The 25,724-nt window shown below is 39.9% G+C and carries 22 protein-coding genes and 1 pseudogene; 16 read left to right on the forward strand and 7 right to left on the reverse strand.

Annotation, left to right across the window (positions count from 1 at the left end):
- Position 1: 1 nt before the first annotated feature.
- Positions 2–1,453 (reverse strand): TrkH family potassium uptake protein, encoded by a 1,452-nt coding sequence (locus tag KUL10_RS17880; RefSeq protein WP_110430325.1) that lies wholly within the window; start codon positions 1,451–1,453, stop codon positions 2–4.
- A gap of 513 nt (positions 1,454–1,966) precedes the next feature.
- On the opposite strand from KUL10_RS17880, the gene polA reads away from it, so the two are divergent.
- A complete protein-coding gene (polA, locus tag KUL10_RS17890; RefSeq protein WP_110430327.1) occupies positions 1,967–4,741 on the forward strand; it encodes a DNA polymerase I in 2,775 nt (924 codons plus the stop codon).
- Positions 4,742–4,920: 179 nt separating this feature from the next.
- Here the strand turns inward: polA and yihA are convergent, their stop codons facing one another.
- Positions 4,921–5,532 (reverse strand): ribosome biogenesis GTP-binding protein YihA/YsxC, encoded by a 612-nt coding sequence (yihA, locus tag KUL10_RS17895; RefSeq protein ID WP_110430328.1) that lies wholly within the window; start codon positions 5,530–5,532, stop codon positions 4,921–4,923.
- Between the two features lie 237 nt (positions 5,533–5,769).
- On the opposite strand from yihA, the gene KUL10_RS17900 reads away from it, so the two are divergent.
- The 6 genes from KUL10_RS17900 to KUL10_RS17925 all read left to right on the forward strand — a co-directional run bounded on the left by KUL10_RS17900 (position 5,770) and on the right by KUL10_RS17925 (position 11,297).
- A complete protein-coding gene (locus tag KUL10_RS17900) occupies positions 5,770–6,393 on the forward strand; it encodes a cytochrome c (protein ID WP_110430329.1) in 624 nt (207 codons plus the stop codon).
- A 395-nt stretch (positions 6,394–6,788) separates the two neighbouring features.
- Positions 6,789–7,277: a Der GTPase-activating protein YihI gene (gene yihI / locus KUL10_RS17905; protein ID WP_110430330.1), complete on the forward strand. Its 489-nt coding sequence runs from the start codon at positions 6,789–6,791 to the stop codon at positions 7,275–7,277.
- An 11-nt stretch (positions 7,278–7,288) separates the two neighbouring features.
- Complete coding sequence (locus KUL10_RS17910) at positions 7,289–7,732, forward strand: DUF2489 domain-containing protein (protein WP_110430349.1); 444 nt, start codon at positions 7,289–7,291, stop codon at positions 7,730–7,732.
- Positions 7,733–7,841: 109 nt separating this feature from the next.
- The gene (gene glyQ / locus KUL10_RS17915) at positions 7,842–8,750 is read left to right on the forward strand and encodes a glycine--tRNA ligase subunit alpha (RefSeq protein WP_110430331.1); all 909 of its coding nucleotides are present in this window, start codon (positions 7,842–7,844) and stop codon (positions 8,748–8,750) included.
- Positions 8,750–10,828: a glycine--tRNA ligase subunit beta gene (glyS, locus tag KUL10_RS17920; RefSeq protein ID WP_110430332.1), complete on the forward strand. Its 2,079-nt coding sequence runs from the start codon at positions 8,750–8,752 to the stop codon at positions 10,826–10,828. The genes glyQ and glyS overlap by 1 nt, the downstream gene beginning before the upstream one ends.
- Before the next feature lie 13 nt (positions 10,829–10,841).
- Positions 10,842–11,297, forward strand: coding sequence for a hypothetical protein (locus tag KUL10_RS17925; protein WP_110430333.1), 456 nt, complete (start codon positions 10,842–10,844; stop codon positions 11,295–11,297).
- Between the two features lie 313 nt (positions 11,298–11,610).
- Here KUL10_RS17925 and gyrB read toward each other — a convergent pair whose 3' ends face one another.
- Genes gyrB through dnaA form a run of 4 tightly spaced genes read right to left on the reverse strand, consistent with a single transcriptional unit; the run spans position 11,611 to position 17,717 of the window.
- The gene (gene gyrB, locus KUL10_RS17930) at positions 11,611–14,028 is read right to left on the reverse strand and encodes a DNA topoisomerase (ATP-hydrolyzing) subunit B (RefSeq protein WP_110430334.1); all 2,418 of its coding nucleotides are present in this window, start codon (positions 14,026–14,028) and stop codon (positions 11,611–11,613) included.
- A 3-nt stretch (positions 14,029–14,031) separates the two neighbouring features.
- Positions 14,032–15,135 (reverse strand): DNA replication/repair protein RecF, encoded by a 1,104-nt coding sequence (gene recF, locus KUL10_RS17935; RefSeq protein WP_110430335.1) that lies wholly within the window; start codon positions 15,133–15,135, stop codon positions 14,032–14,034.
- A 10-nt stretch (positions 15,136–15,145) separates the two neighbouring features.
- A complete protein-coding gene (gene dnaN / locus KUL10_RS17940) occupies positions 15,146–16,249 on the reverse strand; it encodes a DNA polymerase III subunit beta (RefSeq protein WP_110430336.1) in 1,104 nt (367 codons plus the stop codon).
- A gap of 22 nt (positions 16,250–16,271) precedes the next feature.
- Positions 16,272–17,717: a chromosomal replication initiator protein DnaA gene (gene dnaA / locus KUL10_RS17945; protein ID WP_110430337.1), complete on the reverse strand. Its 1,446-nt coding sequence runs from the start codon at positions 17,715–17,717 to the stop codon at positions 16,272–16,274.
- Between the two features lie 696 nt (positions 17,718–18,413).
- Here dnaA and rpmH point away from each other — a divergent pair.
- The 9 genes and pseudogenes from rpmH (at position 18,414) to KUL10_RS17995 (ending at position 24,933) form a co-directional block, all read left to right on the forward strand.
- Positions 18,414–18,548 (forward strand): 50S ribosomal protein L34, encoded by a 135-nt coding sequence (gene rpmH, locus KUL10_RS17955; protein WP_110430339.1) that lies wholly within the window; start codon positions 18,414–18,416, stop codon positions 18,546–18,548.
- Between the two features lie 15 nt (positions 18,549–18,563).
- Positions 18,564–18,932 carry a ribonuclease P protein component gene (gene rnpA / locus KUL10_RS17960; protein ID WP_110430340.1) on the forward strand — a complete coding sequence of 123 codons (369 nt, stop codon included), beginning with the start codon at positions 18,564–18,566 and terminating at the stop codon, positions 18,930–18,932.
- Between the two features lie 41 nt (positions 18,933–18,973).
- The gene (yidD, locus tag KUL10_RS17965) at positions 18,974–19,222 is read left to right on the forward strand and encodes a membrane protein insertion efficiency factor YidD (protein WP_233499882.1); all 249 of its coding nucleotides are present in this window, start codon (positions 18,974–18,976) and stop codon (positions 19,220–19,222) included.
- Positions 19,223–19,229: 7 nt separating this feature from the next.
- Positions 19,230–20,941 (forward strand): annotated as a pseudogene (gene yidC, locus KUL10_RS17970) (membrane protein insertase YidC).
- Between the two features lie 120 nt (positions 20,942–21,061).
- On the forward strand, positions 21,062–21,544 hold the full coding sequence (locus KUL10_RS17975; protein ID WP_110430342.1) for a YajQ family cyclic di-GMP-binding protein: 483 nt from the start codon (positions 21,062–21,064) through the stop codon (positions 21,542–21,544).
- A 38-nt stretch (positions 21,545–21,582) separates the two neighbouring features.
- Positions 21,583–22,950, forward strand: a complete 1,368-nt coding sequence (mnmE, locus tag KUL10_RS17980; RefSeq protein WP_110430343.1) for a tRNA uridine-5-carboxymethylaminomethyl(34) synthesis GTPase MnmE — start codon at positions 21,583–21,585, stop codon at positions 22,948–22,950.
- 58 nt (positions 22,951–23,008) lie between these two features.
- Positions 23,009–23,434, forward strand: coding sequence for a flavodoxin domain-containing protein (locus KUL10_RS17985; protein ID WP_110430344.1), 426 nt, complete (start codon positions 23,009–23,011; stop codon positions 23,432–23,434).
- Positions 23,435–24,118 (forward strand): DnaT-like ssDNA-binding domain-containing protein, encoded by a 684-nt coding sequence (locus tag KUL10_RS17990; protein ID WP_110430345.1) that lies wholly within the window; start codon positions 23,435–23,437, stop codon positions 24,116–24,118.
- Positions 24,115–24,933, forward strand: coding sequence for a DnaA ATPase domain-containing protein (locus KUL10_RS17995; protein WP_110430346.1), 819 nt, complete (start codon positions 24,115–24,117; stop codon positions 24,931–24,933). The genes KUL10_RS17990 and KUL10_RS17995 overlap by 4 nt, the downstream gene beginning before the upstream one ends.
- A gap of 114 nt (positions 24,934–25,047) precedes the next feature.
- On the opposite strand, the gene KUL10_RS18000 is transcribed toward KUL10_RS17995, so the two are convergent.
- Complete coding sequence (locus tag KUL10_RS18000; protein WP_158525420.1) at positions 25,048–25,422, reverse strand: hypothetical protein; 375 nt, start codon at positions 25,420–25,422, stop codon at positions 25,048–25,050.
- Positions 25,423–25,724: the final 302 nt, after the last annotated feature.

Below are 25,724 nucleotides of genomic sequence, written 5' to 3' on the forward strand. Positions count from 1 at the left end.
ATTAGCTTCGCCAAAAGGTCGGAGAAAACAATACCAATAGTGAAAAGACCTCTAGTCGACCAAATAGCATCGCAAGTACCAACAGCCATTTTCCTCCGTCACTGACTTCAGCATAAGTACCAGCAACAGAACCCAAACCAGGGCCAAGGTTGTTTAAGGTAGCTGCCGTAGCAGAAAAAGCAGTGATGTTATCCATACCTGTTCCAATTAAGCCAATCATGATGATCACAAACACGATTGCGTAGGCCGAAAAGAACCCCCAAACAGCTTCAACAACACGGTCAGGCATAGATCGCTCACCTAACTTCACCGAGTAAACTGCCTTTGGATGAATAAGTCGGTCGACCTCGCGCTTACCTTGCAAAAACAGCAGAAACACTCGAATCACTTTAAGTCCGCCACCTGTCGAACCAGCACAACCGCCAATAAAACTAGAAAATATTAATAAAATGGGTAAAAACGCGGGCCAAGAAGAAAAGTCGGTTGTTGCAAACCCTGCCGTTGTGCTGATTGAAACAGCTTGAATCAATGCTTGATCTAATGCCATACCAGCAGAGTCATACACACTGTAGTTTAGCAGCACTAAAAAGCAGACAGTGATCAATACAAACTGAATAGTAAAAAACGCCTTACACTCAGGATCCCTGAAGTAATTCTTAATATTCCGTCCATTAACTGCCGCATAATGAAGTGAAAAGTTAAGCGCGGCAATCCAAAGAAAGATAACACACACGATATTCACCGCGACACTATTGAAGTGCCCAAGGCTGGCATCATAATTCGAAAAACCGCCGATCGCGATGGTTGAAAACGCGTGACAAATGGCATCGAACAAGCTCATACCTGCAAGCCAGTAAGCGAATGTACATGCTATTGTGAGTGATAAATAGATGTACCAAAGATGCTTCGCAGTATCGGCGATACGCGGCGTCATTTTAGAATCTTTAACAGGTCCTGGCGTTTCGGCTCGATACAATTGCATACCACCCACACCTAAAATAGGTAAAATTGCCACGGCTAATACAATGATCCCCATGCCGCCAAGCCACTGCAACTGCTGACGATAATATTGAACAGCGCTAGGCAAAAACTCAATGCCTTCGATAACCGTCGCACCAGTCGTCGTCAAACCCGAGAAGGATTCGAAGATGGCATCTGTTAAAGTCATTTCAGGTTGTTCTAACAAGGCAAAAGGCAGGGCACCAAAAGTGGCCAGCACCGTCCAAAACAGCACAACAATCAAAAAACCTTCTTTGGCTCGCAGATCAGAACGATAGCGTCTATTGGGGTACCAAAAAATCAAACCGGTGATAATAGAAAGTGCGAAGGCCAGCACAAACGCAAGACCACCGCCGTCATCGTAAATTAAAGAAATGAGCGCGGGGGGAATCATGGTGACGCTAAACAAAGCGACTAGAAGCCCCAAAATTCTAATAATTGCTCGATATTGCATGTTTTGAAATTGCTTATTCTTGTATTTTGCCGTCTGATTTTTATCTACAACGACGATGCCAATGCACGTAGTCTTTAAACTTTAATCTAATTGGAATCAAAGGTCATTTTTATTTCAATAATTTATGTATTTCGCTAAAGCCTTGATCAAAAAAGATAAATAAAAAAAGTTAAAATTTGTGCTTGGAAAACTCAAAATATGTGCTAAATTTTATGGTCTTCGATGAACGGATTGCTTTCAGTTCGATAGCATTTTTAGTCATCAATATGGAAGCGATATAAAATAATAAAAATACTAGGATGCCAGCTATAACCTGCGTCACGTTTTTCCCAGTAATTTTCACATTCATATCTATTTGATAATGCTTTTTTGTTAATCAAGAAGGTGCGCTTTATTGCGCTCAAAAAAGATTAATCACAGACTTATCCACAGGTTACTATGAATAGTATACCTAGCTACACGCCTTTAAATATGGCATTCTAAGCATAATTACACACACCCAATGAGTACAAGATGAAAAAACAATCAACAGGCCCGTTAGTTCTCGTAGATGGTTCCTCATATTTGTTCAGAGCGTTTCATGGTTTACCGCCATTGACCAACTCCAAAGGACAAGATACCGGCGCGATATACGGCGTAGTAAATATGCTAAGAAGCCTGATGAAGGACTACGATCCATCTCATGTCGCGGTGGTGTTTGATGCTAAAGGTAAAACGTTTCGGGATGATATCTATCCTGAATACAAAGCCAACCGACCGCCAATGCCCAATGAATTGCGTTCGCAGATCGAGCCCTTACACCAAATAGTAAAAGCAATGGGCTTTCCATTGATTATCGAAGACGGTGTTGAAGCAGACGATGTGATTGGCACACTAGCAAGACAAGCTTCTGAGCAAAGTATTGAATGCGTAATTAGCACTGGCGATAAAGACATGGCTCAATTAGTAGATGAGCATGTCACGCTTATCAACACGATGACTAACACCAAAATGGACAAAGCTGGTGTCAGTGAAAAATTTGGCGTGCCTGCAGAACTGATCATCGATTTTTTAGCGATGAAAGGCGACAAGGTTGATAACATCCCAGGGATTCCAGGTGTGGGTGATAAAAGTGCTGTCGCCATGCTCAACGGAATCGGTGGTGTGCATAAGATTTATGAAAACCTTGATCAAATTAAAACGCTGGAATTTCGCGGTGCTAAAACCATGGCCGCTAAAATTGAGCAATATAAGGAACAAGCACTCCTTTCGTATGAATTGGCTACGATAAAGTGTGATTTAAGTTTGCCTTACGAGCCAGATACCTTGGCAATGCAAGAAATAGATAAAGCAAAACTTGCAGAGTTGTTTGCTGAATATGAATTTAAACGTTGGCTAGCAGAAGTGTCCGATAATGCGAAGGATGTGCAAAAAACGGCAAGCGAACCTACTCAAGATTCACATTCTAACGAAAGTAACATGTCGAGCGATTTCGACGCGTCTAAATATGAAGTTATCTTTGCACAAAAAGACTTAGATAAGTGGATTGAAAAGCTGAATCAAGCCCCCTACTACGCGGTTGATACAGAAACGACAAGTCTAGATTATATGCAAGCAGAGCTTGTTGGTTTGTGCTTTTGTGTTGATGATAACGAGGCGTGTTATATTCCGCTTGCTCATGATTACCCTGATGCGCCCGAGCAACTCAATAGAGACGAGGTATTAGCTCAACTTAAGCCATTACTTGAAGATATATCTCCAAAGAAGATCGGCCAACATATTAAGTACGACAAAAACGTGTTGGCTAACTACCAGATAAATTTACAAGGCATCTTGTCTGATACTATGCTGGCAAGTTATGTATTAAATAGCGTCGCAACTCGACATGACATGGACAGCCTTTCATTAAAGTACTTGGGCCATAAAACCATTACCTTTGAAGAAATTGCAGGCAAAGGCGCTAAGCAATTAACCTTTAATCAAATATCAATTGAAGAAGCTGCGCTATACGCGGCCGAAGATGCAGACGTCACGCTTAGGCTGTATAAACAATTAGCAAAACTCTTAGACGAACAAGGTTCGTTAAGCGCAGTACTTAACGATATTGAAGTACCGTTGGCAAGTGCACTCGCAACAGTTGAACAAAACGGTGTGCTGATAGACAGCCAACGCCTTAATCAACAAAGCCAAGATCTCGCTAAGCGCATTATGGAACTCGAAAAAGAGGTTCATGAACTTGCAGGTGAAGCCTTTAATTTAGGGTCAACCAAGCAACTTCAACATATTTTGTTTGATAAGATGTCGTTGCCTGTTTTGAAAAAAACTCCTAAAGGTGCGCCATCAACGGCAGAGGAAGTGCTTCAAGAACTCGCGCTTCAATATGAATTGCCAGAACGCATTATGCAGTATAGAGGTTTAACAAAACTCAAAAACACCTATACCGATAAACTGCCAAAAATGCTAAATCATCGTACAGGTCGTGTTCATACAAGTTACCATCAAGCGATTACAGCCACAGGTCGTTTGTCGTCCACCGATCCTAATTTGCAGAATATTCCTATTCGTACACCAGAGGGTCGTCAAGTTAGGCAAGCGTTTATCGCACGACCAGGCTACAAAGTGGTCGCGGCCGATTATTCACAAATCGAATTGCGCATCATGGCTCATTTGAGCGGCGATAAAGGATTGTTAGAAGCCTTTGCCAGTGGAAAAGATATTCACAGCGCTACGGCGGCTGAAGTCTTTGATACACCACTAGAACAAGTTGAAACAAACCAACGACGTAATGCTAAAGCGATTAATTTTGGCCTTATCTATGGCATGTCAGCCTTTGGCTTATCAAAGCAACTGAATATCCCAAGGCACGATGCACAAAAATACATGAATCTTTATTTTGAACGCTACCCAGGCGTATTAAAGTACATGGAAACCACCCGCGAAGACGCAAAAACCAATGGATATGTCAGCACTGTATTTAATAGACGCCTATATTTGCCTGAAATAAACGCAAGCAACAGTGCCCGCAGAAAAGGGGCAGAACGCGCGGCAATTAATGCACCGATGCAAGGAACCGCGGCAGACATAATCAAGAAAGCGATGCTCGATGTTGATAAGTGGATACAACAAAACAACAACGATGATGTGCTTATGATTATGCAAGTGCACGATGAATTAGTCTTTGAGATCAAAGAAGATGTGCTCGAAGAAGCCACCAATAAAATAATTGATATCATGGAGAAAGCCGTCAGCTTAGACGTTCCCTTGGTAGTAGAAGCCGGAATCGGCGATAACTGGGATGAAGCGCATTAAGATTAAAATGCTTAGCTTAAATAATTTGATAATTTTTTAAATAAAGTTTGAACTTATCTAATAACACATACTCTATATATACGAATGTGTTGTGTTCCTTGATAGATAACCCCGATTGATTGTGCAATTGGGGTTTTTCTTTTTTAGACTGGTTAAATGTGACCGACCATTACATTTAACTATTCGGTTACTTTTCGCGGAATTTGAAACCAATCAAATAACACTTTTTCAAACTCTCCCGTTCCAAGACCAGAAAGAGATGAAAAGGCATGTACAGTGACATCGCCACAAAACGCCATTGACGCTTCTCTGACCATCATTAACTGTTGCTTTCGTTTACCCGATTTTAGTTTGTCTGCTTTAGTTAACAAGATCAAAACAGGTAGCTCCGCATCAACTGCCCAATAAATTAAATTTTGATCTAAGTCTTTTAACGGGTGTCTGATGTCCATCAATACGACTAAGCCTCGTAGACATTCTCGTTTTTCTAGGTACTCGCCCAAGTTCTTTTGCCATTTAAGCTTCATTTCCAAAGGGACTTTGGCATATCCATAACCAGGTAAATCGACAAGACGACGATCTGGATCGAGTTCAAATATATTAATGAGTTGTGTACGACCGGGTGTTTTACTGGTGCGCGCGAGGTTATTTTGTTTCGTCAGTTTATTAAGCGCACTTGATTTACCAGCGTTCGAGCGCCCTGCAAATGCTACTTCCATGCCGTCGTAATTGTCGAGGTGGCTAATGCTTGGTGCACTGGTTAAAAACTTTGCTTTGGTAAAATAAGACATGTAGCAGGTCATCCGATAAAATGATTAGTCGGCGCTTAGTTCAAGTAAGTCTTAAGCCAGCCGATGTGAACAAGTGGAACAATGAATGAACGAAATGAGTTATCAATCATTGATTTAAATCCATAGTATTAGTATCAATGGAGTTTTTAAAAACTCCTAATATGTGTACAATACCACGTTAACAGCATAGTTTGATATGTTGACACACACAGATTCGGACGTTTAAAGAGATAAAGTATGAAAAAACTAGGTTTATTAGTTTGTCTATCATTAGGTTTGACCTCAGCTGTATTTGCTAAGGGTGATCCAGAAGCAGGTAAAGCAAAATCGATGGTTTGTGCAGCATGTCACGGTAATGACGGAAACAGCATGATTCCGATGAACCCTAAAATTGCGGGTCAACATGAAGGCTACTTATACAAACAGCTTTCAGAATTCAAATTAGCGTCTCAAACCGGCGGTAAAGAAGGTCGTAACAATGCAGTGATGAACGGCATGGCCGCACCACTATCTGATCAAGACATGAAAGACTTAGCGGCTTACTTCGCTTCACAAGACCTTAAAGCAGGCGAAACACCAGAAGACGTTATTGAAGCTGGCGAACAGCTTTACCGCGGCGGTGATGAAGAGCGCGGCATTACCGCTTGTATCGCGTGCCACGGTCCAGACGGTAAAGGTATGGGGCTAGCGGGTTTCCCAGTCATCAGTGGTCAACACGCAGAGTACACAAAATCACAGCTTGAAATGTTCAAAAGTGGTCAAAGAAACAACGACCATAATGGCATGATGCGTGATATCGCTAAAAAATTAACCGATGAAGACATAAATATCTTGTCAAAATATGTAGCTGGACTACACTAAAGTCGACATTCAAGAAAGTTCACTTTTTTGAATGTAAATAAGTTGTAAAATATTTATATGAGAGTATAGTATTTGCAGCTTAAGTCGAAGCAGTAATAAAAATAATAAATGCTGTACGACTGGCAGGATATTCATAATAAAGCGTCAGGAAGACCTACAACAAGTCAGCTAGAAAACGTTAAGAATAATAAAAAGAGTTCACTAGCAAAATGACAAACTCAGCACAAGGTGTGCTGAATGGGAGAGGTGTCACACGACACTCATTATATCAAGGCGATAGTTCAGGCTATCGCCTTTTTTCTTTGTTCTACATCCTATATTACTCCCCAAGTATCTTTGTGTGGTAATATGCGGCGAAATTCGTTTTATCTTAAACAAGCACCACAAGGCAAATCATGGGTCGTAAAAAATCTCGTAAAGTCGGTTTAATAGGCGTTCGTAAAACCGATGCTCCTCGCGTTAAAAAAGAAGCGAGAAAACCTAAAAAGACAAAGGGCAACGTTGCTGGCAGCAGACAAACGGTTGCTGAGCAAACTACAGAGCAAGCACAAAAACAAAAACGTGACCCTCGCATAGGTTCTAAAAAGCCAATTGATTTAAAAAGACACTTAATTAAAGAAGCGCCTAAGCCAGTTGTAAAACCACGCTTTAACACGCCTAGGCAAGAGCTAAACGCAATCGAAGATGATCAGAAGTTACAAGACCTTCTAGATAGGCAAGAAACTAAAGCGCTGACTAAGGCTGAAAGTGACTATGTGAGTACTCAACTAGCACGACACAAGGTGTTATGCGACTTGCTCGGGATCAGCATTGAAGAAAATGACGACGATAATGATCCTCTTGACGACTTTGACGCAATTACTATAGACGATTACAAAGACTAAAGTTGAATCATATGCAGTGGGTGTTAATTGGCTTAGGGGCCATCATAATTGTTGCCTTGGGTGTCTATGCTGGGCAATTGTTATCAAGGCTAAAAATACAAAACGAAAAGCAACAACAAAAACGCGATGAGCGTTTGGTAAATATCAATCAAAGTATTCAAACTATTGCGTTTGCGATGCAACAGCAGCAATGTAACTTTTCGGAAGGTGCCATTAGAATATTTAAGATATTAGAGAGCGTGCCTATTATTCCACTGCCGGATTATGGTGCTCAGTACCCTGCTCTCTTTAAGCTATATGAGCATGTAAAAGAGTTGCCCACGCATGATGCGCGCAATCAGCTTTCAAAGAAAGATAGACGCATTCAAGATCGGGAACGCGAGCAACAAGAAAGTGAATTAGAAAGTCAAATCTTGCATGAGTTAGAAAGCCTACGAGAATTTACAGCAAAATAAGCCCTACCCCACTATTAATGAGCCGTACAGGGTTACTATACGGCTCATTAAAACGTATACTTACGGCCAATTTCAAAATGCAATTCCGTAACAGAAGATAATAGTAAGTATGCAAACACACGATTGTCAGACATTCCAAGGTCTTATCTTGGCGCTTCAAGAATATTGGGCATCTAAAGGATGCGTTATCATTCAACCCCTTGATATGGAAGTGGGTGCAGGTACCTTTCACCCAATGACATTTTTAAGATCGCTTGGTCCAGAGCCAATCAACAGTGCATACGTTCAGCCTTGCCGCCGTCCAACTGATGGTCGTTATGGTGAGAACCCAAATCGCTTACAACACTATTATCAGTTTCAAGTGATGCTCAAGCCCTCTCCAAGTAATATTCAGGAGTTATATTTAGGTTCACTAGAGATGCTGGGCTTCGATCCACTTGTCCATGACATACGTTTTGTAGAAGATAACTGGGAATCTCCAACGCTTGGCGCGTGGGGACTGGGTTGGGAAGTTTGGCTTAATGGCATGGAAGTAACTCAATTTACTTATTTCCAGCAAGTGGGCGGCCTAGAGTGTAAGCCTGTGACTGGCGAGATCACTTATGGGTTAGAACGTCTCGCAATGTATATCCAAGGGGTTGATAGTATATACGACCTTGTTTGGACTGACGGCCCATTAGGTAAAGTGACTTATGGTGATGTGTTTCTTCAAAATGAAAAAGAACAATCAGCTTATAACTTCGAGCACGCAGATGTAGATTTCTTGTTTGCGACATTTGATGAATGTGAAAAAGCCAGCGCGAAACTGATTGAAGCCGCCCTACCTCTTCCTGCATATGAACAGGTGATGAAGGCTTCTCACGCATTTAATTTATTAGACGCTCGTCACGCTATTTCTGTAACCGAACGTCAACGATATATCCTGCGTGTCAGAACATTAGCAAAAGCCTGCGCTGAATTATATTACGAATCTCGTGAAGCACTTGGCTTCCCACTTTGTGTTAAGGAGGAAAAATAATGACTCAAACAAATACCCTTCTTATCGAACTAGGTACCGAAGAATTACCACCAAAATCACTTAAAGCACTTTCTGACGCTTTTGTTAAGAACATTGAAACGGAAATTATAAAAGCAGGTTTTAGTTTTTCATCGATTTCTGCATTTGCAGCACCGCGAAGATTAGCCGTCTCACTCTCTGATTGCCTAGCTGTACAAGCTGACAGCAAAGTAGAGAAAAAAGGACCTGCCGTATCAGCAGCGTTTGATGCTGATGGTAACGCTACTCGCGCAGCACAAGGCTGGGCTAAGTCCAATGGGATCACTGTAGAACAAGCGCAGCGCTTAAAAACAGACAAAGGCGAATGGTTACTTCATGTCGCCGAAGTAAAAGGCAAGAACCTAAAAGACGAGTTGCAAAATGTGTTAAGCAACGCACTCAAAAGATTACCTATTCCCAAACCCATGCGTTGGGGAAGCTCAAATGCTGAGTTCATTAGGCCTGTACACACATTATGCGTGCTTTTTGGTGATCAAATTATCGATATTGAGGCATTTGGGCTTCGTTCTTCAAATTTCGTATCAGGCCATCGTTTTCACGGTCAACATCGCGTCGAATTAGCACACGCCGACGACTATGCCTCGACACTAAAGCAACAGTTTGTACTCGCTGATTATCCTAGCCGGGTGGCAAAAATTGAAGCAGGTTTAAATAGTAAAGCAGCAGAGCTAGGTTTGCGCGCAGATTACAGCCAAGACTTACTCGAAGAAATATCTTCGCTTGTGGAATGGCCTGTTGTGTTAACCGCTGAATTTGAAAACACCTTTTTAGACGTACCAAAAGAAGCGCTGATTTACACAATGAAAGACGACCAGAAATACGTCCCACTACTGGATGATAATGGTGAACTGTCTTCACGCTTCTTGTTTGTTTCAAATATTGAGAGTAAAGACCCTGCTCACGTCATTCACGGTAACGAAAAGGTGATTCGACCGCGTTTGGCTGATGCGCAGTTTTTCTTTGAAACAGATAAGAAGACCACACTAGAAAGCAAGGCTCAGCAATTAAGTTCTGTATTATTTCAAAAGGAATTAGGGACTGTCGCTGAAAAAGCGGAACGTCTTGCGGATATTTCTATCTTTATTGCAAGTAAACTAAACGCTAATGAAGCCTTTGCTAAACGTGCAGCATCATTAGCTAAAGCTGATTTGATGAGCAATATGGTCATGGAGTTTCCTAGCGTTCAAGGTGTCATGGGTAAACACTATGCTTTGCACGACGGAGAGCCTTCAGAAGTTGCCCAAGCGATTGAAGAACAGTATTTACCGCGATTCTCAGGGGATAAGTTGCCGTCAACTTCGACGGGTACAATTGTCGCCATTGCCGAGAAACTCGATACACTTATCGGAATATTCGGTATCGGCAAGCTCCCTAAAGGTGATAAAGACCCATTTGCACTGCGTCGAAGTGCGATTGGTTTATTGAGAATTCTTATTGAAAATAAAATATCGATTAGTCTCACTTCCTTAGTTTCTAAAATGGTTGAGATTTATGGCAGTAAAATCACAAATAAAGATACTCAAGAACAAGTCATAGTATTTTTAAACGACCGATTCAAACCTCTCTTCCTAGAGCAAGGCATAAAACCTGATGTCATCGCTTCTGTTATGGCAACACAAAATGACTATGCATTTGATGTGAGTGCTCGCGTTGAAGCGGTTAATGCGTTTAAAGCACTACCTGAAGCGAGTTCATTAGCAGCCGCTAATAAACGTGTTTCAAATATACTTAATAAAAACCGTGACGCTTTACCTACCGATACTACAATTGACGAATCTTTGTTTGTCGACGCAGAAGAACGTTCGCTTTATGATGCGTTGTCATCAGTTAGGGCGCGTTTTAATACTAGTGTCGATGAATCAGACTATGTTAGTGCGTTATCTTCGCTTACGGTATTTGAGAAGCCATTAGCAGCTTTCTTTGAATCCATCATGATAATGGCGGAGGACGAGAAGCTTAAACACAATAGACTTGCACTTATCAAAGCAATCCGAGAGTTAATTTCTCAAGTGGCTGATATTTCAGAGCTTTCTGTTTAGCTGGGGTATCAAAATGAGATTTTTCCACCAATTGAAAGCATTAATATTAGGCTCAATATTTGTGTTAAGTGCATGTAGTACAAGTAGTTTAGATAGAGCACAAAATGTTGTGCAAAATACACCGTCCTATGAGGATATGTATCTAAGAGGTGTGTTTAATTGGTGGGAAGCAAATGAACAATTCAAACTGGTCGAATCTAGTAATAATGTTTACAGCGCAACGTTGGAGCTTATTGCAGATGGTCAACCATATGATTTTAAGATCGCCGATAGCAGCTGGACAGCGTCCTTGAACTGTGGCGCGTTTGAATTAAAACTATTAACGCTTGATGAGTCTATTAATCTAGTTTGTCAGGAAAACTCCTTGAATCTTCAATTTCAGCCTAAGCAGACGGGTAAGTTTGTTTTTACCCTTGATGCTTCAGATCCGTTTTATCCAGAGTTGAGGATAAGTAAAGCGGTAAATTAGCTATTTTCGGATGGGGATAACAAACCACAGAAAAAAACTGAGGTTTTAAGTTCAACTAATTCGAAATTGTACAATTTTTTTAAGTCTGGCAATCAATATTGGTGGCAGCACCACACCGTTATTCTTCCACGTCATACAAGTCATACGCTCTTCCAGATTTTGCAAAGGTTACTCGAAACATTGCAAAAGGTATTGTTAAAATTCCACCAAAAAAAAGGTGCTCATTCAGAGCACCTTTCAACAACAATCATAATGTGGTTATATGACAACAACGTGAGATCTTGTGGCAATCATCTTCCGATCTCAATAATTTCTACACATCCAAGTTTTCGACATTGAGCGCGTTCGATTCAATAAACTCTCTACGCGGTTCAACCTGATCACCCATTAGCGTTGTAAATAACTGATCAGCGCCGATAGCATCTTCAATCTTAACCTGTAGCATACGACGAGAAGCAGGGTCCATGGTAGTTTCCCACAACTGTTCTGGGTTCATCTCCCCTAGCCCTTTGTAGCGTTGAATGTATTGCCCACGTTTAGCTTCGTTCATTAACCACTCAAGCGCTTGTTCAAAGGTGCTCACTGGTAGTGTTTTTTCGCCACGCTGAATATAAGCGCCCTCTTCCATTAGGCCGTTGATAGTTTCATTGAGGAGTTTGATTTTTTGGTATTCCGTAGAATTAACAAAACTCTCATTGATGATGTAGTCGTAATCAATACCATGCATTTTCATTGTAATGACTAGCTCATTCAAGCCATCATCGCTTAAATGAATTGCATGTGTGAAAGTTTGCCCACCATCTTCAGACACACCTAATTGTGTAACCAAAGATGCGCCAATTTCATCAAGCTTACTTTTGTCTTTAAGCACGGCTTCATCGAAACGTTCTGAGTAAATTAGTTGTGTCAAAATTGAACTGGGCATTCTTCTGTGCATACGTTCAATCATAGTCACTGTCTGTTGGTAAAGATTTACCATAGACTCTAGAGCAACCTCCTTGATAGCAGGAGAACCCTCAGACACATATAGCGCAGCATTATCTACCGCGATTGACGTTAGGTAGGCGTTCAATGCATCATCATCTTTCAAATACTGTTCTTGCTTTCCTTTCTTAATTTTATATAACGGTGGTTGGGCAATGAAGATATGGCCGCGTTCAATCATTTCAGGCATTTGACGATAAAAGAATGTCAAAAGAAGCGTTCGGATGTGAGAACCGTCGACGTCCGCATCGGTCATAATAATGATACTGTGATATCTTAGCTTCTCTGGGTCATATTCATCACGACCAATACCACAACCTAGAGCAGTAATTAACGTCGCGACTTCTTGCGAAGATAACATCTTGTCAAAACGTGCTTTTTCAACGTTTAAGATTTTACCTTTAAGTGGCAAGATTGCTTGATTCTTTCTGTTTCTACCCTGTTTAGCAGAACCGCCCGCTGAATCACCCTCCACAATATATAATTCAGAAAGTGCTGGGTCTTTCTCTTGGCAATCCGCAAGCTTACCCGGAAGGCCAGCAAGATCTAATGCGCCTTTCCTTCGCGTCATTTCACGTGCTTTTCTCGCAGCTTCTCTTGCGCGTGCGGCATCTATGATCTTACCAACGATAATTCGGCTCTCAGATGGATTCTCGATTAGATACTCTGACAGCTTTTCGCCCATTGCTTGTTCAACTGCTGATTTAACTTCTGAAGATACTAATTTATCTTTAGTTTGAGATGAGAATTTTGGATCAGGAACTTTTACTGAAATTACGGCCGTTAATCCTTCACGAGCATCGTCACCACTTGCGTTAGTCTTGTTCTTTTTATTGTACCCTTCTGCTTCCATGTAGTTGTTTAAGGTACGTGTTAATGCACCTCTAAAGCCAGCTAAATGGGTTCCACCATCACGCTGTGGAATGTTGTTTGTAAAACAGAAAATATTTTCTTGGAACCCGTCGTTCCACTGCATTGCAACTTCAACTGAGATACCGTCTTCTTCCCTTTCGTGATCAAAGTAAAAAGCTTTCTGGTGAACAACAGATTTGTTTGTATTTAGATATTCCACAAACGCTCTGATACCACCTTCGTAATGAAAGTGGTCTTTTCGACCATCTCTTTCATCTTCAAGCTTTATCGAAACCCCTGAATTTAGGAAAGATAACTCTCTCACTCTTTTCGCAAGCAAGTCATAATGAAATTCAACGTCTGAAAAAGTCTCTTCACTTGGCCAGAACCTAATGGTAGTGCCTGTTTTATCGGTAGTACCCGTTACCCCTAAAGGAGCAACTGGAACACCCATACTGTACTCTTGTTCGTGTACTTCGCCTTGACGGTTTATTTTAATAGTTAGTTTTTTAGATAAAGCATTTACAACTGAAACACCAACACCGTGAAGACCACCTGATACTTTATAAGAATTGTCGTCGAATTTACCGCCAGCGTGAAGAACGGTCATGATAACTTCGGCAGCGGAAACGCCTTCTTCTTCATGGATTTCTGTTGGTATACCACGTCCATCATCTGAAACGCTAACAGAACCATCAGAATGAATTTTGATGACAATATCAGAGCAGTGCCCTGCTAAAGCTTCATCAATAGAATTATCAACGACCTCGAAGACCATGTGATGTAGACCTGTACCATCGTCGGTATCACCAATGTACATTCCTGGGCGTTTTCTTACAGCATCAAGACCTTTTAAGACTTTTATACTGGAAGAATCATAGTTTGATTCAGACATTTTCTACTCCTCGTTCACTTGGTCATGTTCCACGTGAAACACTTTTTTATCGTTATAATCGTTCATGAAGTCGAACTGATTCTTTTCTATTGCCGTCACAAAAACTTGAGTATCTGTAGATAACAATAAATCTATAAACCTTTTTCTAGCGCTTATGTCTAATTCAGCGGCGATGTCATCAATCAGATAAATTAAAGACTGTGACCGTGCTTTTGAAAACATTCGCATATGTGCAAGTTGCATCATTGATACAAGCAACCTTAACTGGCCTCTGGATAAAACTTCAGACGCCAAATTGCCATCTGCCTTTACTATTAAATCCCCTTTATGAGGACCATTATTTGTAAAGCCATATTGTATATCTCGGTCTTTTTTATTTTCTAATTCTTGCTTTAGTGACCTTGATAAATCCCACCCGGCATTATAACTTATTTCAACTTTAAACTCAGGCAAAAATTGCTCACAAATGCTTTGAGTTTCAACATTTATTGCCTTGGTATATTGGTTTCGCACTTTATTAAGAGCTTCACCCAACGCACAAAACTGTTCGTCCCAATAGTTCAGATCCAAAACATTTGTTGATGAATCTTTTGTTTTAAGTTTTTTAAGTATCGCATTACGATGACTGAGCACTTTATTGAAATTTGAAGAAGTCGACGAAAATGATTGTTCCACGTGAAACAATAACCAATCTAAGTACTTTCTCCTGTCACCAGGCGAACCCAAAATTAAATCACTGCTCTGTGGTGTAAATAATTGCACTGGAACTTGTTTGACTAACTGATTAAGTTTGAAACCAGATTCGCCATCGATTTTAAAAGTATATCCATTCTTACGATGACGAGAACAACCAATCTTCTTTGTGGCTTCTTCTACTTGGTCTTCTACTTCGGCAAAGACTACTAGTTCTTGTTCATCATGCTTTAACATCGAATTGGCTTTTGTTGTTCTAAATGAACGCCCATAACCTAGTAGATGCACAGCTTCAAGCAAACTAGATTTTCCAGCGCCGTTTTGTCCGTAAATGATATTGAGTCTTGGATTGGGAAAGATTTGGGCTTGTGAAAAGTTTCTGAAATTCACAAGCCGAAGTGATTTTAAATACACTGAATAAGACTTAAAGTCTCATTGGCATAACTACATAAAGCGCAGACTCATCACCTTCTGCGTGGATCAGTGCACTAGCATTAGCATTTGAAAGGTTAATAATGACGTTTTCAGATTGAAGTACGTTAAATACATCAATCAAGTAAGCAACATTGAATCCAATCTCGAGCTCGTCACCTTGATAATCCACGTCTAACACTTCTTCTGCTTCTTCTTGTTCTGGGTTATTCGCAGTGACTTTTAATGAACCTGATTCTAGATTAAGTCTAACGCCCTTAAATTTTTCATTCGTTAAAATGAGTGCACGAGATAATGCGCCTTTTAAAACATCACGCGCAGACCAAACGGCCTTATCAGAATCCTTTGGTAATACCCTTCTATAATCAGGGAAGCGCCCGTCTACTAATTTACTAGTGAAGATGAAAGACTTAGAAAAGATTCTGATGTGGTTACTTCCAATTTGAACCTTAACTTGTTCTTCGTTGTCTTCGATAAGGCGAATTATTTCTAAAACACCTTTACGAGGAATAATAACCTGTCTGGCAGGTAAAGGACTTGTAGTATAGTCGAGGGTAGCTAAGGCTAAACGGTGACCATCAGTAGCAACTGTTCTTATTAAATTTTCTTCGGTTTCTAAACTCATCCCGTTTAAATAATAACGAACATCTTGTTGAGCCATTGAAAAATGAGTGCGATCAATGAGCCCTTTTAATTGCGTTTGTTGGATCTCAAACTCTACTTCGCCATCCCAATCTTCCAGATTAGGATAATCATTAGCAGATAGTGTTGATAAGGTGTATTTACCGCGCCCCGCTTTTAGAACGGCCTTGTTGTCGCTGACTTCAAATATAACGATGCTTTCTTCTGGAAGGCTTCTCACAATATCGAGCATTTTCTTTGCTGGAACTGTCGCTCTGCCCTCGTCAAACGAACCCGCTAACTGAACGCTAGAGATTAACTCTACCTCTAAATCCGTGCCCGTTAACCAAAGTTGGCCTTCGCTAACACGAATTAATACATTAGATAATATGGGTAGAGTATGACGACGCTCAATTGCACCTGACACTAGTTGAAGAGGTTGCAAAAGTCCTTCGCGGCTGATGGTAAATTTCATCTATCAAGTCTCGTTTTTATTGTTATGAAGAAAGCGTACGAATTAAGTTCTTATAGTCTTCTTTTATATCATGATTTTCAGTTCGAAGTTCATCAATTTTTCTAACAGCATGGAGTACTGTTGTATGATCTTTCCCACCAAATGCATTGCCAATCTCTGGCAAACTATGGTTGGTCAATTCTTTCGACAAGGACATTGCCATCTGTCTAGGACGAGCAACACTTCGACTTCTTCGCTTTGATAAAATGTCAGACACTTTAATCTTGTAATAGTCAGCAACAGTCTTCTGGATGTTTTCAATGGTAACTAACTTGTCTTGAAGTGCAAGTAAATCTCGCAATGCATCTTTAACAAAATCAATCGTGATAGGCTTTCCGGTAAAATTAGCGTTTGCAATTACCCTATTTAAAGCACCTTCCAATTCTCTAACGTTTGATCTTAGACGTTTGGCGATGAAAAACGCAACTTCATTAGGTAAATTGATTTTATTTAACTCAGCTTTTCTCATCAAAATGGCAACGCGGGTTTCCAACTCAGGCGGCTCTATAATGACTGTTAAGCCCCAACCAAATCGAGATTTTAAGCGATCTTCAACGCCATCTATTTCTTTTGGATAGCGATCAGATGTAAGAATAATTTGTTGGTTACCCTCAAGCAGCGCATTAAAAGTATGAAAAAACTCTTCTTGGCTGCGATCTTTGTTGGCAAAAAATTGAATATCATCGATCAATAAAGCATCGACTGAACGATAAAAACGTTTAAAGTCTTCAATAGCATTGTTTTGTAGCGCTTTAACCATATCTTGAACAAAGCGTTCTGAATGCATGTAAACTATTTTTGCATCAGGTTTGGTCGCTAATATACCGTTACCAACTGCTTGCGTCAGATGGGTTTTACCTAAACCTGTTCCACCGTATAAAAACAAAGGGTTATAAGATTTACCTGGATTATTAGCTACTTGTAAAGCAGCTGCTCTAGCTAATTGGTTCGATTTACCTTCAACAAAATTTTCAAAGGTATACTCTGGATTGACATTGGTTTTATGTTCGTCTTTTAGTGGAACAACAGCTGGTTTAATAATCTGTTTTTCTTGAACGCTGACCTCTGGTGTCGGGGCTTGTGTATTTACTTGAACACTTTGCTTACCCATCAAAAAAGGATTCGTTTCTTGTTTACTAGGTAATTCGACCTTAGGTGGTGCTGAAGTTTGGGCTTCAACTTTCGGCCTTTTACTTTCTAGATCCAACATTAGATTCGGTGCATCAGCCCCATAAAGCGTTTTCAAAATAGCGGTCACTTTACCGTGGTAATTTTCTTTTACCCAATCCAACACAAAGTGGTTTCCAGCATAAAGTGTTAATACGCTGCCATCAAAAAAAGAGGAAAGTGGCTTTAACCACATATTAAACTGTTCGGCAGGTATTTCCTGTTGGAGTAGTTCTAAACAATCATCCCAACTCACACTCACTGCGTATCTCCTAAACGAATGTTAGACACTTGAAAGGTTTAACAAAAGGTAGTTTTAAAAAAGGGAGAAAAGACTATATGATCATCGAATATTTATCCACAGATAAAACCATTTTTATTAGTATCTTTGCTTATAAAAACGTTTCTTCAGGGATATAAAAATATATGCTGATAAAATCGTGCATATATTCACCGACTTAGCCGTTTAATTATAGCAATGGTATAAATTTTGAGGCTTACAGAGAAGCTCTGGGCCAAGCGAAATAGCATTTTTAACGCGTCTATTATCAAATTTAACAATCTATAATTAAAAAACGCTTAAAAATAATTCACAATTTTAATAATTTGTCATCACTAATTGTGGATAAATTACATTTTAACAGGTCCACAATTTTTATAGTTCCCGCATTAGAGCAATATTTATGAATACCGCTCACCCACAAATAGAGTTTTTTCTACAAGAAACGACGGTAAATTTAGTAGAGGTAGGTCAAAGAATTAACAAAATTAAAGAATTGAAAGATGAAATATTGATTATCAACGTGACTTTAAGCAGTTTTATGTCATTAATACGTGTAATTCGTTTGACATTTACGCAGTTGATCCCTATTATTCGGCGTCCATTTTAGAGCAATGGTTTCAATCGCGTTTGAAACTAAAGCTTCAACGTTAATTGAAACAAAAAAGAGATTAGGTCATGAAAAGAACTTTTCAACCAAGTAATATCAAGCGTAAACGCTCTCACGGTTTTCGTGCTCGCATGGCCACAAAAAATGGCCGTAAAGTACTAGCTGCACGTAGAGCAAAAGGAAGAGCTAAGTTATCAGCATAATTGTGATTAATCACAATGTCTGATTTAGACTATCGCTTTTCTAGGGAGTCACGTCTGTTGACTCCCAAACACTTCTCCTTCGTATTCGAACAAGCTATACCCGCACCCTCACCCTGTATCACTATACTCGCTAGAAACAACAACGAGCAAAAACCACGCTTGGGAATTACTGTACCTAAAAAGAAAGTTAAAAATGCATCCGATAGAAATAGAATTAAACGTTTAATTCGCGAGAGCTTTAGATTATCACAGCATAAATTACCGAATGTTGATATTATTGTGATTGCAAAGCACGGTATTGGCGAGTTAAGCAATACAAACCTAAACAAGCAACTTGAAAAACTTTGGTCGAAGCTCAATAAAAGATGCAGGCAGGCAAGTTAAATACTCAAAAATTGAAACGTCTTAGTACGCTTCCTTTTCGTATGTTAATAAAAGCATATCAGACCTTCTTGTCTCCTCTACTTGGGCAAAATTGTCGTTTTCATCCCAGCTGTTCTTGTTATGCAAAAGAAGCATTAGAAGTTCATGGCCTTACTAAAGGCTTATTGTTAAGTACAAAACGGATAATAAAATGCAATCCAATGCATCCTGGTGGCTTTGACTATGTACCAAAACCTAATACACTAGCGGTCGAAAAAAATGCAGACCGTAAAATAAAACATCAACAATGAGAGTTATATGGAATCGCAAAGAAGTCTTATCATTATTGGACTATTGTTAGTCAGTTTTCTGCTATGGATAGAATACCAAGAATATATAGCACCAAAACCAGTTGTCGTCGAACAATCTGTTCAAGATACCACACCTAAAGCGGTTCCTTCTGTTGGCGTTGCCGATACAAGTTTGCCACAAGTGACTAACGATACAGTTGCTACTACTTCAAGTGCGGCAACTGATTTACCAAGTGCGCCTAGTGCTGAAATTGTTCAGCCTGAAATGGACACAAGCTCTGGCCGATTTATCTCAGTGCTGACTGATACCCTTGATGTCACCATAGACTTAGTCGGCGGTGATGTGGTTAAAGCTGATCTAGTAAAGTACCCAGTTACCTTAGGTGCAACAGATTCTTATAAATTATTGAAGCCCAATAATGCTTCACTTCATATTGCGCAAAGCGGATTGGTTGGTAAAGATGGGCCAGATGCAAGCGCAGATGGTCGTCCATTTTATTCAGTCCAACAAACAGAATTTGTGATGGATTCGAACACCTTGATTGTCCCTCTTACCTGGCGAAACGCAGAAGGCTTAAGCGTCACTAAAACGTTTTCATTCGAGCAAGGTACACACCTAATAAATGTTGATTATCAAATTACCAACAACTCAGATAACAACCTTCAAATGGTTCAATTTGCACAGTTAAAACAAACTACTGCAGATCAATCCGACGGCAACATGTTTATGCCTATCTATCGTGGCGGTGCATATTCAACACAAGATACAAAATATGAGAAATTTAATTTTGGTGACTTTGAAGACGATAAGTTAAATTTAGCTACTGTTGGTGGTTGGACAGGTATGATCGAGCACTATTTTGTGAGCGCTTGGGTACCACCTCAGGAAGAAACAAATAGAATCTACAGCCGACTAACTGATAATGGTCAAAATGCAATAATCGGCTATACGGGCGAAACGATTATTGTCCCTTCAAATGGCAATGCGAGTGTCGCTAGCCAATTATATGCAGGGCCAAAAGACCAAGCTAAATTAGCAGCGATCGCAAGAGGCTTAGACTTAACAGTTGATTACGGTATTTTATTTTGGTTATCACAGCCCTTATTTAGCTTACTTAAATTCTTGCACAGCCTAGTAGGAAATTGGGGTGTCGCAATTATCCTAATCACCATTATTGTAAAAGGCGCCATGTATTGGCTAACTAAGAAGCAATACGAATCAATGGCAAAAATGCGTAACCTAGCACCTAAAATGCAACAGCTAAAAGAGCGTTATGGTGATGACCGCCAAAAAATGTCTCAAGCAATGATGGAAATGTATAAAAAGGAAAAGTAAATCCAATGGGCGGTTGCTTCCCTTTGCTACTTCAAATGCCTATTTTCTTAGCACTTTATTGGGTGCTTTTAGAAAGTGTTGAGTTAAGACATGCTGACTTTATTCTATGGATAAACGATTTATCAGTGGCTGATCCATACTATGTATTACCGATTCTTACCGGTGCCAGCATGTATCTTCTGCAAAAGCTTCAACCGATGACGATCACAGATCCGATGCAACAGAAAATTATGCAGTTTATGCCTGTCGCAATGAGTGTCTTCTTCTTCTTCTTCCCTGCTGGATTAGTTCTTTATTGGTTAATCAGTAACGTGATTACCTTAATCCAAGCTAAAATAATTTACGCTTCGATGGAAAAGCGTGGAATAAGTGCTAAGGGTTAAGCTGACCACTCTATAAAATAATCAAAAGGGTCAGTTTGAACTGACCCTTTTTTGTATAAATCAGTTAATATTTAATCACTTCTAAAATATACAACTTGTTAAAATATTTAAGGAAAACAAATGCCTTCATTCGACATAGTATCTGAACTCAATGATGTAGACGTAAAGCACGCTGTTGATAATGCTAATCGCGAGCTCTCGACCCGTTTTGATTTTAGAGGTGTACAAGCATCATTCGAATTTAAAGACGAAATGGTCATCATGAAAGCAGAAGGAGATTTTCAGCTTAAACAAATGGCGGATATGTTGCGCAACTGTTGTGTTAAACGCGGTGTTGATACCTCGGCAATGGATATTCAAGAAATGGACATTACTGGTAAAAACTATAAGCAGCACATTGCGTTTAAACAAGGTATCGAGCAACCCGTCGCTAAAAAGATTGTTAAGGTCATTAAAGACAATAAGCTGAAAGTCCAAGCATCTATTCAGGGCGACCAACTGCGTGTCACTGGTAAAAAGCGTGATGATCTACAAACCGCCATTGCATTATTAAAAGGTGAGGACTTTGGTCAACCTTTGCAGTTCAATAACTTCCGCGATTAATTATTGGACCACTAAAGATAAAATAAGGGTCAGATTCCATGTTTGAACAAAACGAAACGATAGTTGCTCAAGCCACCGCTCCTGGTAGGGGTGGTGTCGGTATAGTTAGAGTTTCAGGCCCTTTATCAAAGCTAGTCGCAAATTCGTTATTGGGCGAATGTCCTAAACCGCGATATGCAAGCTACCTTTCTTTTAAAAATAAAGATGCTGAAGTCATTGATGAAGGTATAGCTTTGTTTTTTGAAGGCCCAAATTCATTCACAGGCGAAGACGTACTTGAACTTCAAGGACACGGCGGACAAGTAGTCATGGAATTACTGATTGACGCCTGTTTAGAGATAAAAGGCGTGAGGCTTGCAAAACCAGGCGAGTTTAGTGAACAAGCATTCTTAAATGATAAGCTAGATCTAACTCAGGCTGAGGCAATTGCAGATTTAATTGACGCCAGTTCAAAACAAGCAGCAAAAAGTGCTTTAAAATCTCTTCAAGGTGAGTTTTCAAAATTAGTAAATGACTTGGTTGAACAAGTTATCCATTTAAGAATGTATGTTGAAGCTGCTATTGATTTTCCAGAAGAAGAGATCGATTTTTTAAGCGACGGAAATGTACAAACAGGCCTTGAAGCCATTGTTGCTAAGCTTGATCATATAAAGTCACAAGCCAAACAAGGCTCATTATTACGCGACGGCATGTCAGTTGTGATTGTCGGTAGACCAAACGCGGGTAAGTCGAGTCTTCTGAATGCCCTAGCGGGAAAAGAATCCGCCATTGTTACTGAAATTGCGGGCACCACACGCGATGTTTTGAAAGAACATATTCATATAGACGGCATGCCATTGCACGTTATCGACACGGCGGGTTTGCGGGATAGCACAGATAAAGTAGAACAAATAGGCATTGAACGTGCTTGGCAAGAAATAGAACAAGCTGATCGAATACTGTTTATGATCGATGCAGAGCTAGAATCGGCCAGCCAGCCTAAAGAAATATGGCCTGAGTTTTTTGAAAAGCTACCAGCAAACGCAAACATCAGTGTTATTAGAAACAAGTGTGATTTAAGTGGCGAAACACCCAATCTAGACAGTACTCAACACTATCCTGTCATTAGCCTCTCAGCGAAGAATGAAATAGGAATAGACATTCTTAAACAGCATTTAAAATCATGCATGGGCTTTGAACAATCGGGAGAAGATCAGATTATCGCAAGAAAGCGACATATCACTGCGCTTTCCCAAGCTGAATTTCATATATTGACGGGTAAAACTCAATTAGAAGACCAAATGGCAGGCGAACTATTGGCTGAAGAACTGAGAATTGCTCAACAGTTTTTGAATGAAATTACTGGAGAATTCAGCTCTGATGATTTACTCGGCAAAATATTTTCTTCCTTTTGTATAGGTAAATAATTACCAAAATTAAGATATACTCTGACCAAACGTCGCTTTCACTTTTTTGGAAAAATTTATGCATTTCGATATTGTTGTAGGATCTGTTTTAGGTGCATCCGAATACGTAGCTGAAGCACTTGAATCCGTCCTTAGTGAAAAAGGACATCAAAGCACTGTTCATTTTCAACCAACCATCGATGCATTAACAGCACAAAGTGTTTTGTTAGTGTGTACTTCAACTCATGGCGCAGGTGATTATCCAGAAAATTTCGAAACATTTGCTGTTGAAATAGCTAAGCAAAACCTGAGTGAAAAACATTGCATCATTGTCGGTTTGGGTGACAGCAGTTATGACACCTATTGCGGCGCAGCGATTAACATAGAAAAAGTATTGTTGGATGCAGGTGCAAAGTTGATGCTTAAACCACTACATATTGATGTGCTGCACCACCCAATTCCTGAAGAAACAGCGGCACAATGGTTGGCTTCTCAGGACATTTAATTGACTAGCCTAGAATACGACGCCCTTCAACTAGCGATCAGCAATAAAGCACGAGTACTTTACAGTTTATACTTGCGCCCACGCGCCAATATGAAAGAAGGTACCGTCGATTTAAACTATGCTGACATTTTAAATTTGCTGAATGCAAAAGAAAAAGTGATTGAACTGGGTCGACAAATTAATGCGCTACTCAAAGAATTATCAAATGTTGGTTTGATTGAACTACAAGCAGAGCAAGACTTTAAGCGAAGTTTAAACAAAGAAACCATTACCCTCCCCTTAGTCAAACCTATATCTGTTGCTCAAATAAATACAGACAATATGTCCCTGAATCATCATGCTATGGAAATAGAATGGCGACCAGAAACACAAGTGTTTGAACAGATTTGTCAGTTAATAGGTCTGATTGAACACGGCTACTCAACCGAGGAATTAGGCGAATTTATTGCTTATTGGTTAGGCTACCCTGAACGCCGATTTACAGATTATCAATGGACGCAAAAGTTTGTTTTAAGTATAAAGCTAAGGCGACAACGTTATCCTGTTAGCAAACAACAAACGAAAGTAGGCCATCAGTGGGTCACACTTGATGCAAGTATTGAGATAGACGACAACGTTCGTCAATTGGTTGAACAATACAGTAATAAAGAAGATAGTCACAAAAAAGACAACGAGAAAAAATGAATAATCTTAACGCTAAACTAGAATCACTCGCTAAGTCTATTGGCAAAAAAGAGACCGCTACTGAAGCATTCGACTATGCCAAGCGCAGACAAGAGTTTGATCGCTTAGCCAACCAAGATATCAAAAATTTGCAGTTACAAACCAAACAAAAAAGAATTGCACAAATACACGGTCGTTCTGAGCTTAACCCCAATTGGACGTTTGATAATCTAGTAGAAGATGCTGACGATGTCACAAAAGCAATCGAAATAGCCAAAGCCTTTATTTCAGCTCACGATGATCCTAATTGGCGAAATGGCTCCGCTAATATGATGATTTTCTATGGCGATTACGGCCGAGGAAAATCGCATATCGCGGGTGCTATTGCTCACGAATTGATCAATAGGCACGAAACAACTGTCTTGTATCGCCAGCTGCAAACCTTATTAGAAATGCGTTTTTCTTCATATGACTATCAATCAAATGATCAAACTGGCGAAAAATTCAGAGAAATATCTAAGCAACTTCAAGAAGTCGAATTGCTAGTACTGGATGAAGTCTGCGTTAATCAAAGTGTGCTTAAAAAGCCCAGCCAAAGTTGGTTAGGCAACATCCTACGACAAAGATTAAGTGACAATAAAAACTGCATTTTAATCACAAACCACAATCTTAAAGAACTTGAGAACGCCTTGGGTGCTTATTGTTTCGAATCGATAAAAGAATACAAAACCTTTATGGTTAGGTTTCAAGGCCCCAGTAGAAGACGACAAATCGTCCCTGAAGAAGCGGAGCCTAGCGCCGCACAAGCGGGTTATCAACCCAATCAGGTTCGGTAACGTTTGTCACTAACGAATGTAGCACCATAGAAACTTGTTTCACCGAAATAATTAGTTGCACCGAAGAATCGTCATTCCCTTGAAAAAGGGAACCTCCTTGGAACCTAGCATTATTTAAACATCCACCACCCTACTCTGTAAGTCATATTCAGCTTTTGCCAGATAAGCCCATTTTACAGTTGGGATGTTGTCTTTATTGGGGAGTTTTTTGTATGTCGCTTTGTAGAGCATTTGCCACTGTTGTGTGCTCAAGCAAAGAGTACACGGTGACTTTTCGCCTGCTTTACTATCACCCATATCTTTTAGCTGCATCAATCTGCATGCAATAAAGGCATACATCACCGCTACTTTTTCAAGGCTTTCAAACTTATGCATCTTTAGATTTTCGACTTTTGTGCCTTCGCTTTTCCAAACTTTATGGAACAACTCTACTTTCCATCTCGCTTCATAAAAAGAGATAATCTTCCTTGCTTCTTTTGCGTTAGTCACAGGCTCTGTTGTCAGCAATAACCAATGTAAACCATTTGAAGGTGAACTCTGCCCAATGTTGAATATTTTGAATCATAAAAAATCCCGAAAGTCTTAGTTTCGGGATCTGATCGTGGAAACATCATTTAGTTCAAAGATCTGTAGAAGAGCTAGTTGAAATAGGGAACCTCCTTGGAACACTCAATAATCAAGTTAAACACCTCAAAACACAAAAATAATCAGTAAAACATCCCCAAAAAAATATTAATTCACACTCCCCACCATTTTCACCAAACCAAACCCAAAAACTTACCCACATTCAT

Origin of the sequence: Glaciecola sp. KUL10, from assembly GCF_003203515.1 — a bacterium.
Taxonomy (GTDB): domain Bacteria; phylum Pseudomonadota; class Gammaproteobacteria; order Enterobacterales; family Alteromonadaceae; genus Glaciecola.

Coding starts and splice junctions, on each gene's coding strand:
- KUL10_RS17880 (WP_110430325.1), bottom strand. CDS start 1,453: ATGCAATATCGAGCAATTATTAGAATTTTGGGGCTTCTAGTCGCTTTG.
- polA (WP_110430327.1), top strand. CDS start 1,967: ATGAAAAAACAATCAACAGGCCCGTTAGTTCTCGTAGATGGTTCCTCA.
- yihA (WP_110430328.1), bottom strand. CDS start 5,532: ATGTCTTATTTTACCAAAGCAAAGTTTTTAACCAGTGCACCAAGCATT.
- KUL10_RS17900 (WP_110430329.1), top strand. CDS start 5,770: ATGAAAAAACTAGGTTTATTAGTTTGTCTATCATTAGGTTTGACCTCA.
- yihI (WP_110430330.1), top strand. CDS start 6,789: ATGGGTCGTAAAAAATCTCGTAAAGTCGGTTTAATAGGCGTTCGTAAA.
- KUL10_RS17910 (WP_110430349.1), top strand. CDS start 7,289: ATGCAGTGGGTGTTAATTGGCTTAGGGGCCATCATAATTGTTGCCTTG.
- glyQ (WP_110430331.1), top strand. CDS start 7,842: ATGCAAACACACGATTGTCAGACATTCCAAGGTCTTATCTTGGCGCTT.
- glyS (WP_110430332.1), top strand. CDS start 8,750: ATGACTCAAACAAATACCCTTCTTATCGAACTAGGTACCGAAGAATTA.
- KUL10_RS17925 (WP_110430333.1), top strand. CDS start 10,842: ATGAGATTTTTCCACCAATTGAAAGCATTAATATTAGGCTCAATATTT.
- gyrB (WP_110430334.1), bottom strand. CDS start 14,028: ATGTCTGAATCAAACTATGATTCTTCCAGTATAAAAGTCTTAAAAGGT.
- dnaN (WP_110430336.1), bottom strand. CDS start 16,249: ATGAAATTTACCATCAGCCGCGAAGGACTTTTGCAACCTCTTCAACTA.
- rpmH (WP_110430339.1), top strand. CDS start 18,414: ATGAAAAGAACTTTTCAACCAAGTAATATCAAGCGTAAACGCTCTCAC.
- rnpA (WP_110430340.1), top strand. CDS start 18,564: ATGTCTGATTTAGACTATCGCTTTTCTAGGGAGTCACGTCTGTTGACT.
- yidD (WP_233499882.1), top strand. CDS start 18,974: ATGTTAATAAAAGCATATCAGACCTTCTTGTCTCCTCTACTTGGGCAA.
- KUL10_RS17975 (WP_110430342.1), top strand. CDS start 21,062: ATGCCTTCATTCGACATAGTATCTGAACTCAATGATGTAGACGTAAAG.
- mnmE (WP_110430343.1), top strand. CDS start 21,583: ATGTTTGAACAAAACGAAACGATAGTTGCTCAAGCCACCGCTCCTGGT.
- KUL10_RS17985 (WP_110430344.1), top strand. CDS start 23,009: ATGCATTTCGATATTGTTGTAGGATCTGTTTTAGGTGCATCCGAATAC.
- KUL10_RS17995 (WP_110430346.1), top strand. CDS start 24,115: ATGAATAATCTTAACGCTAAACTAGAATCACTCGCTAAGTCTATTGGC.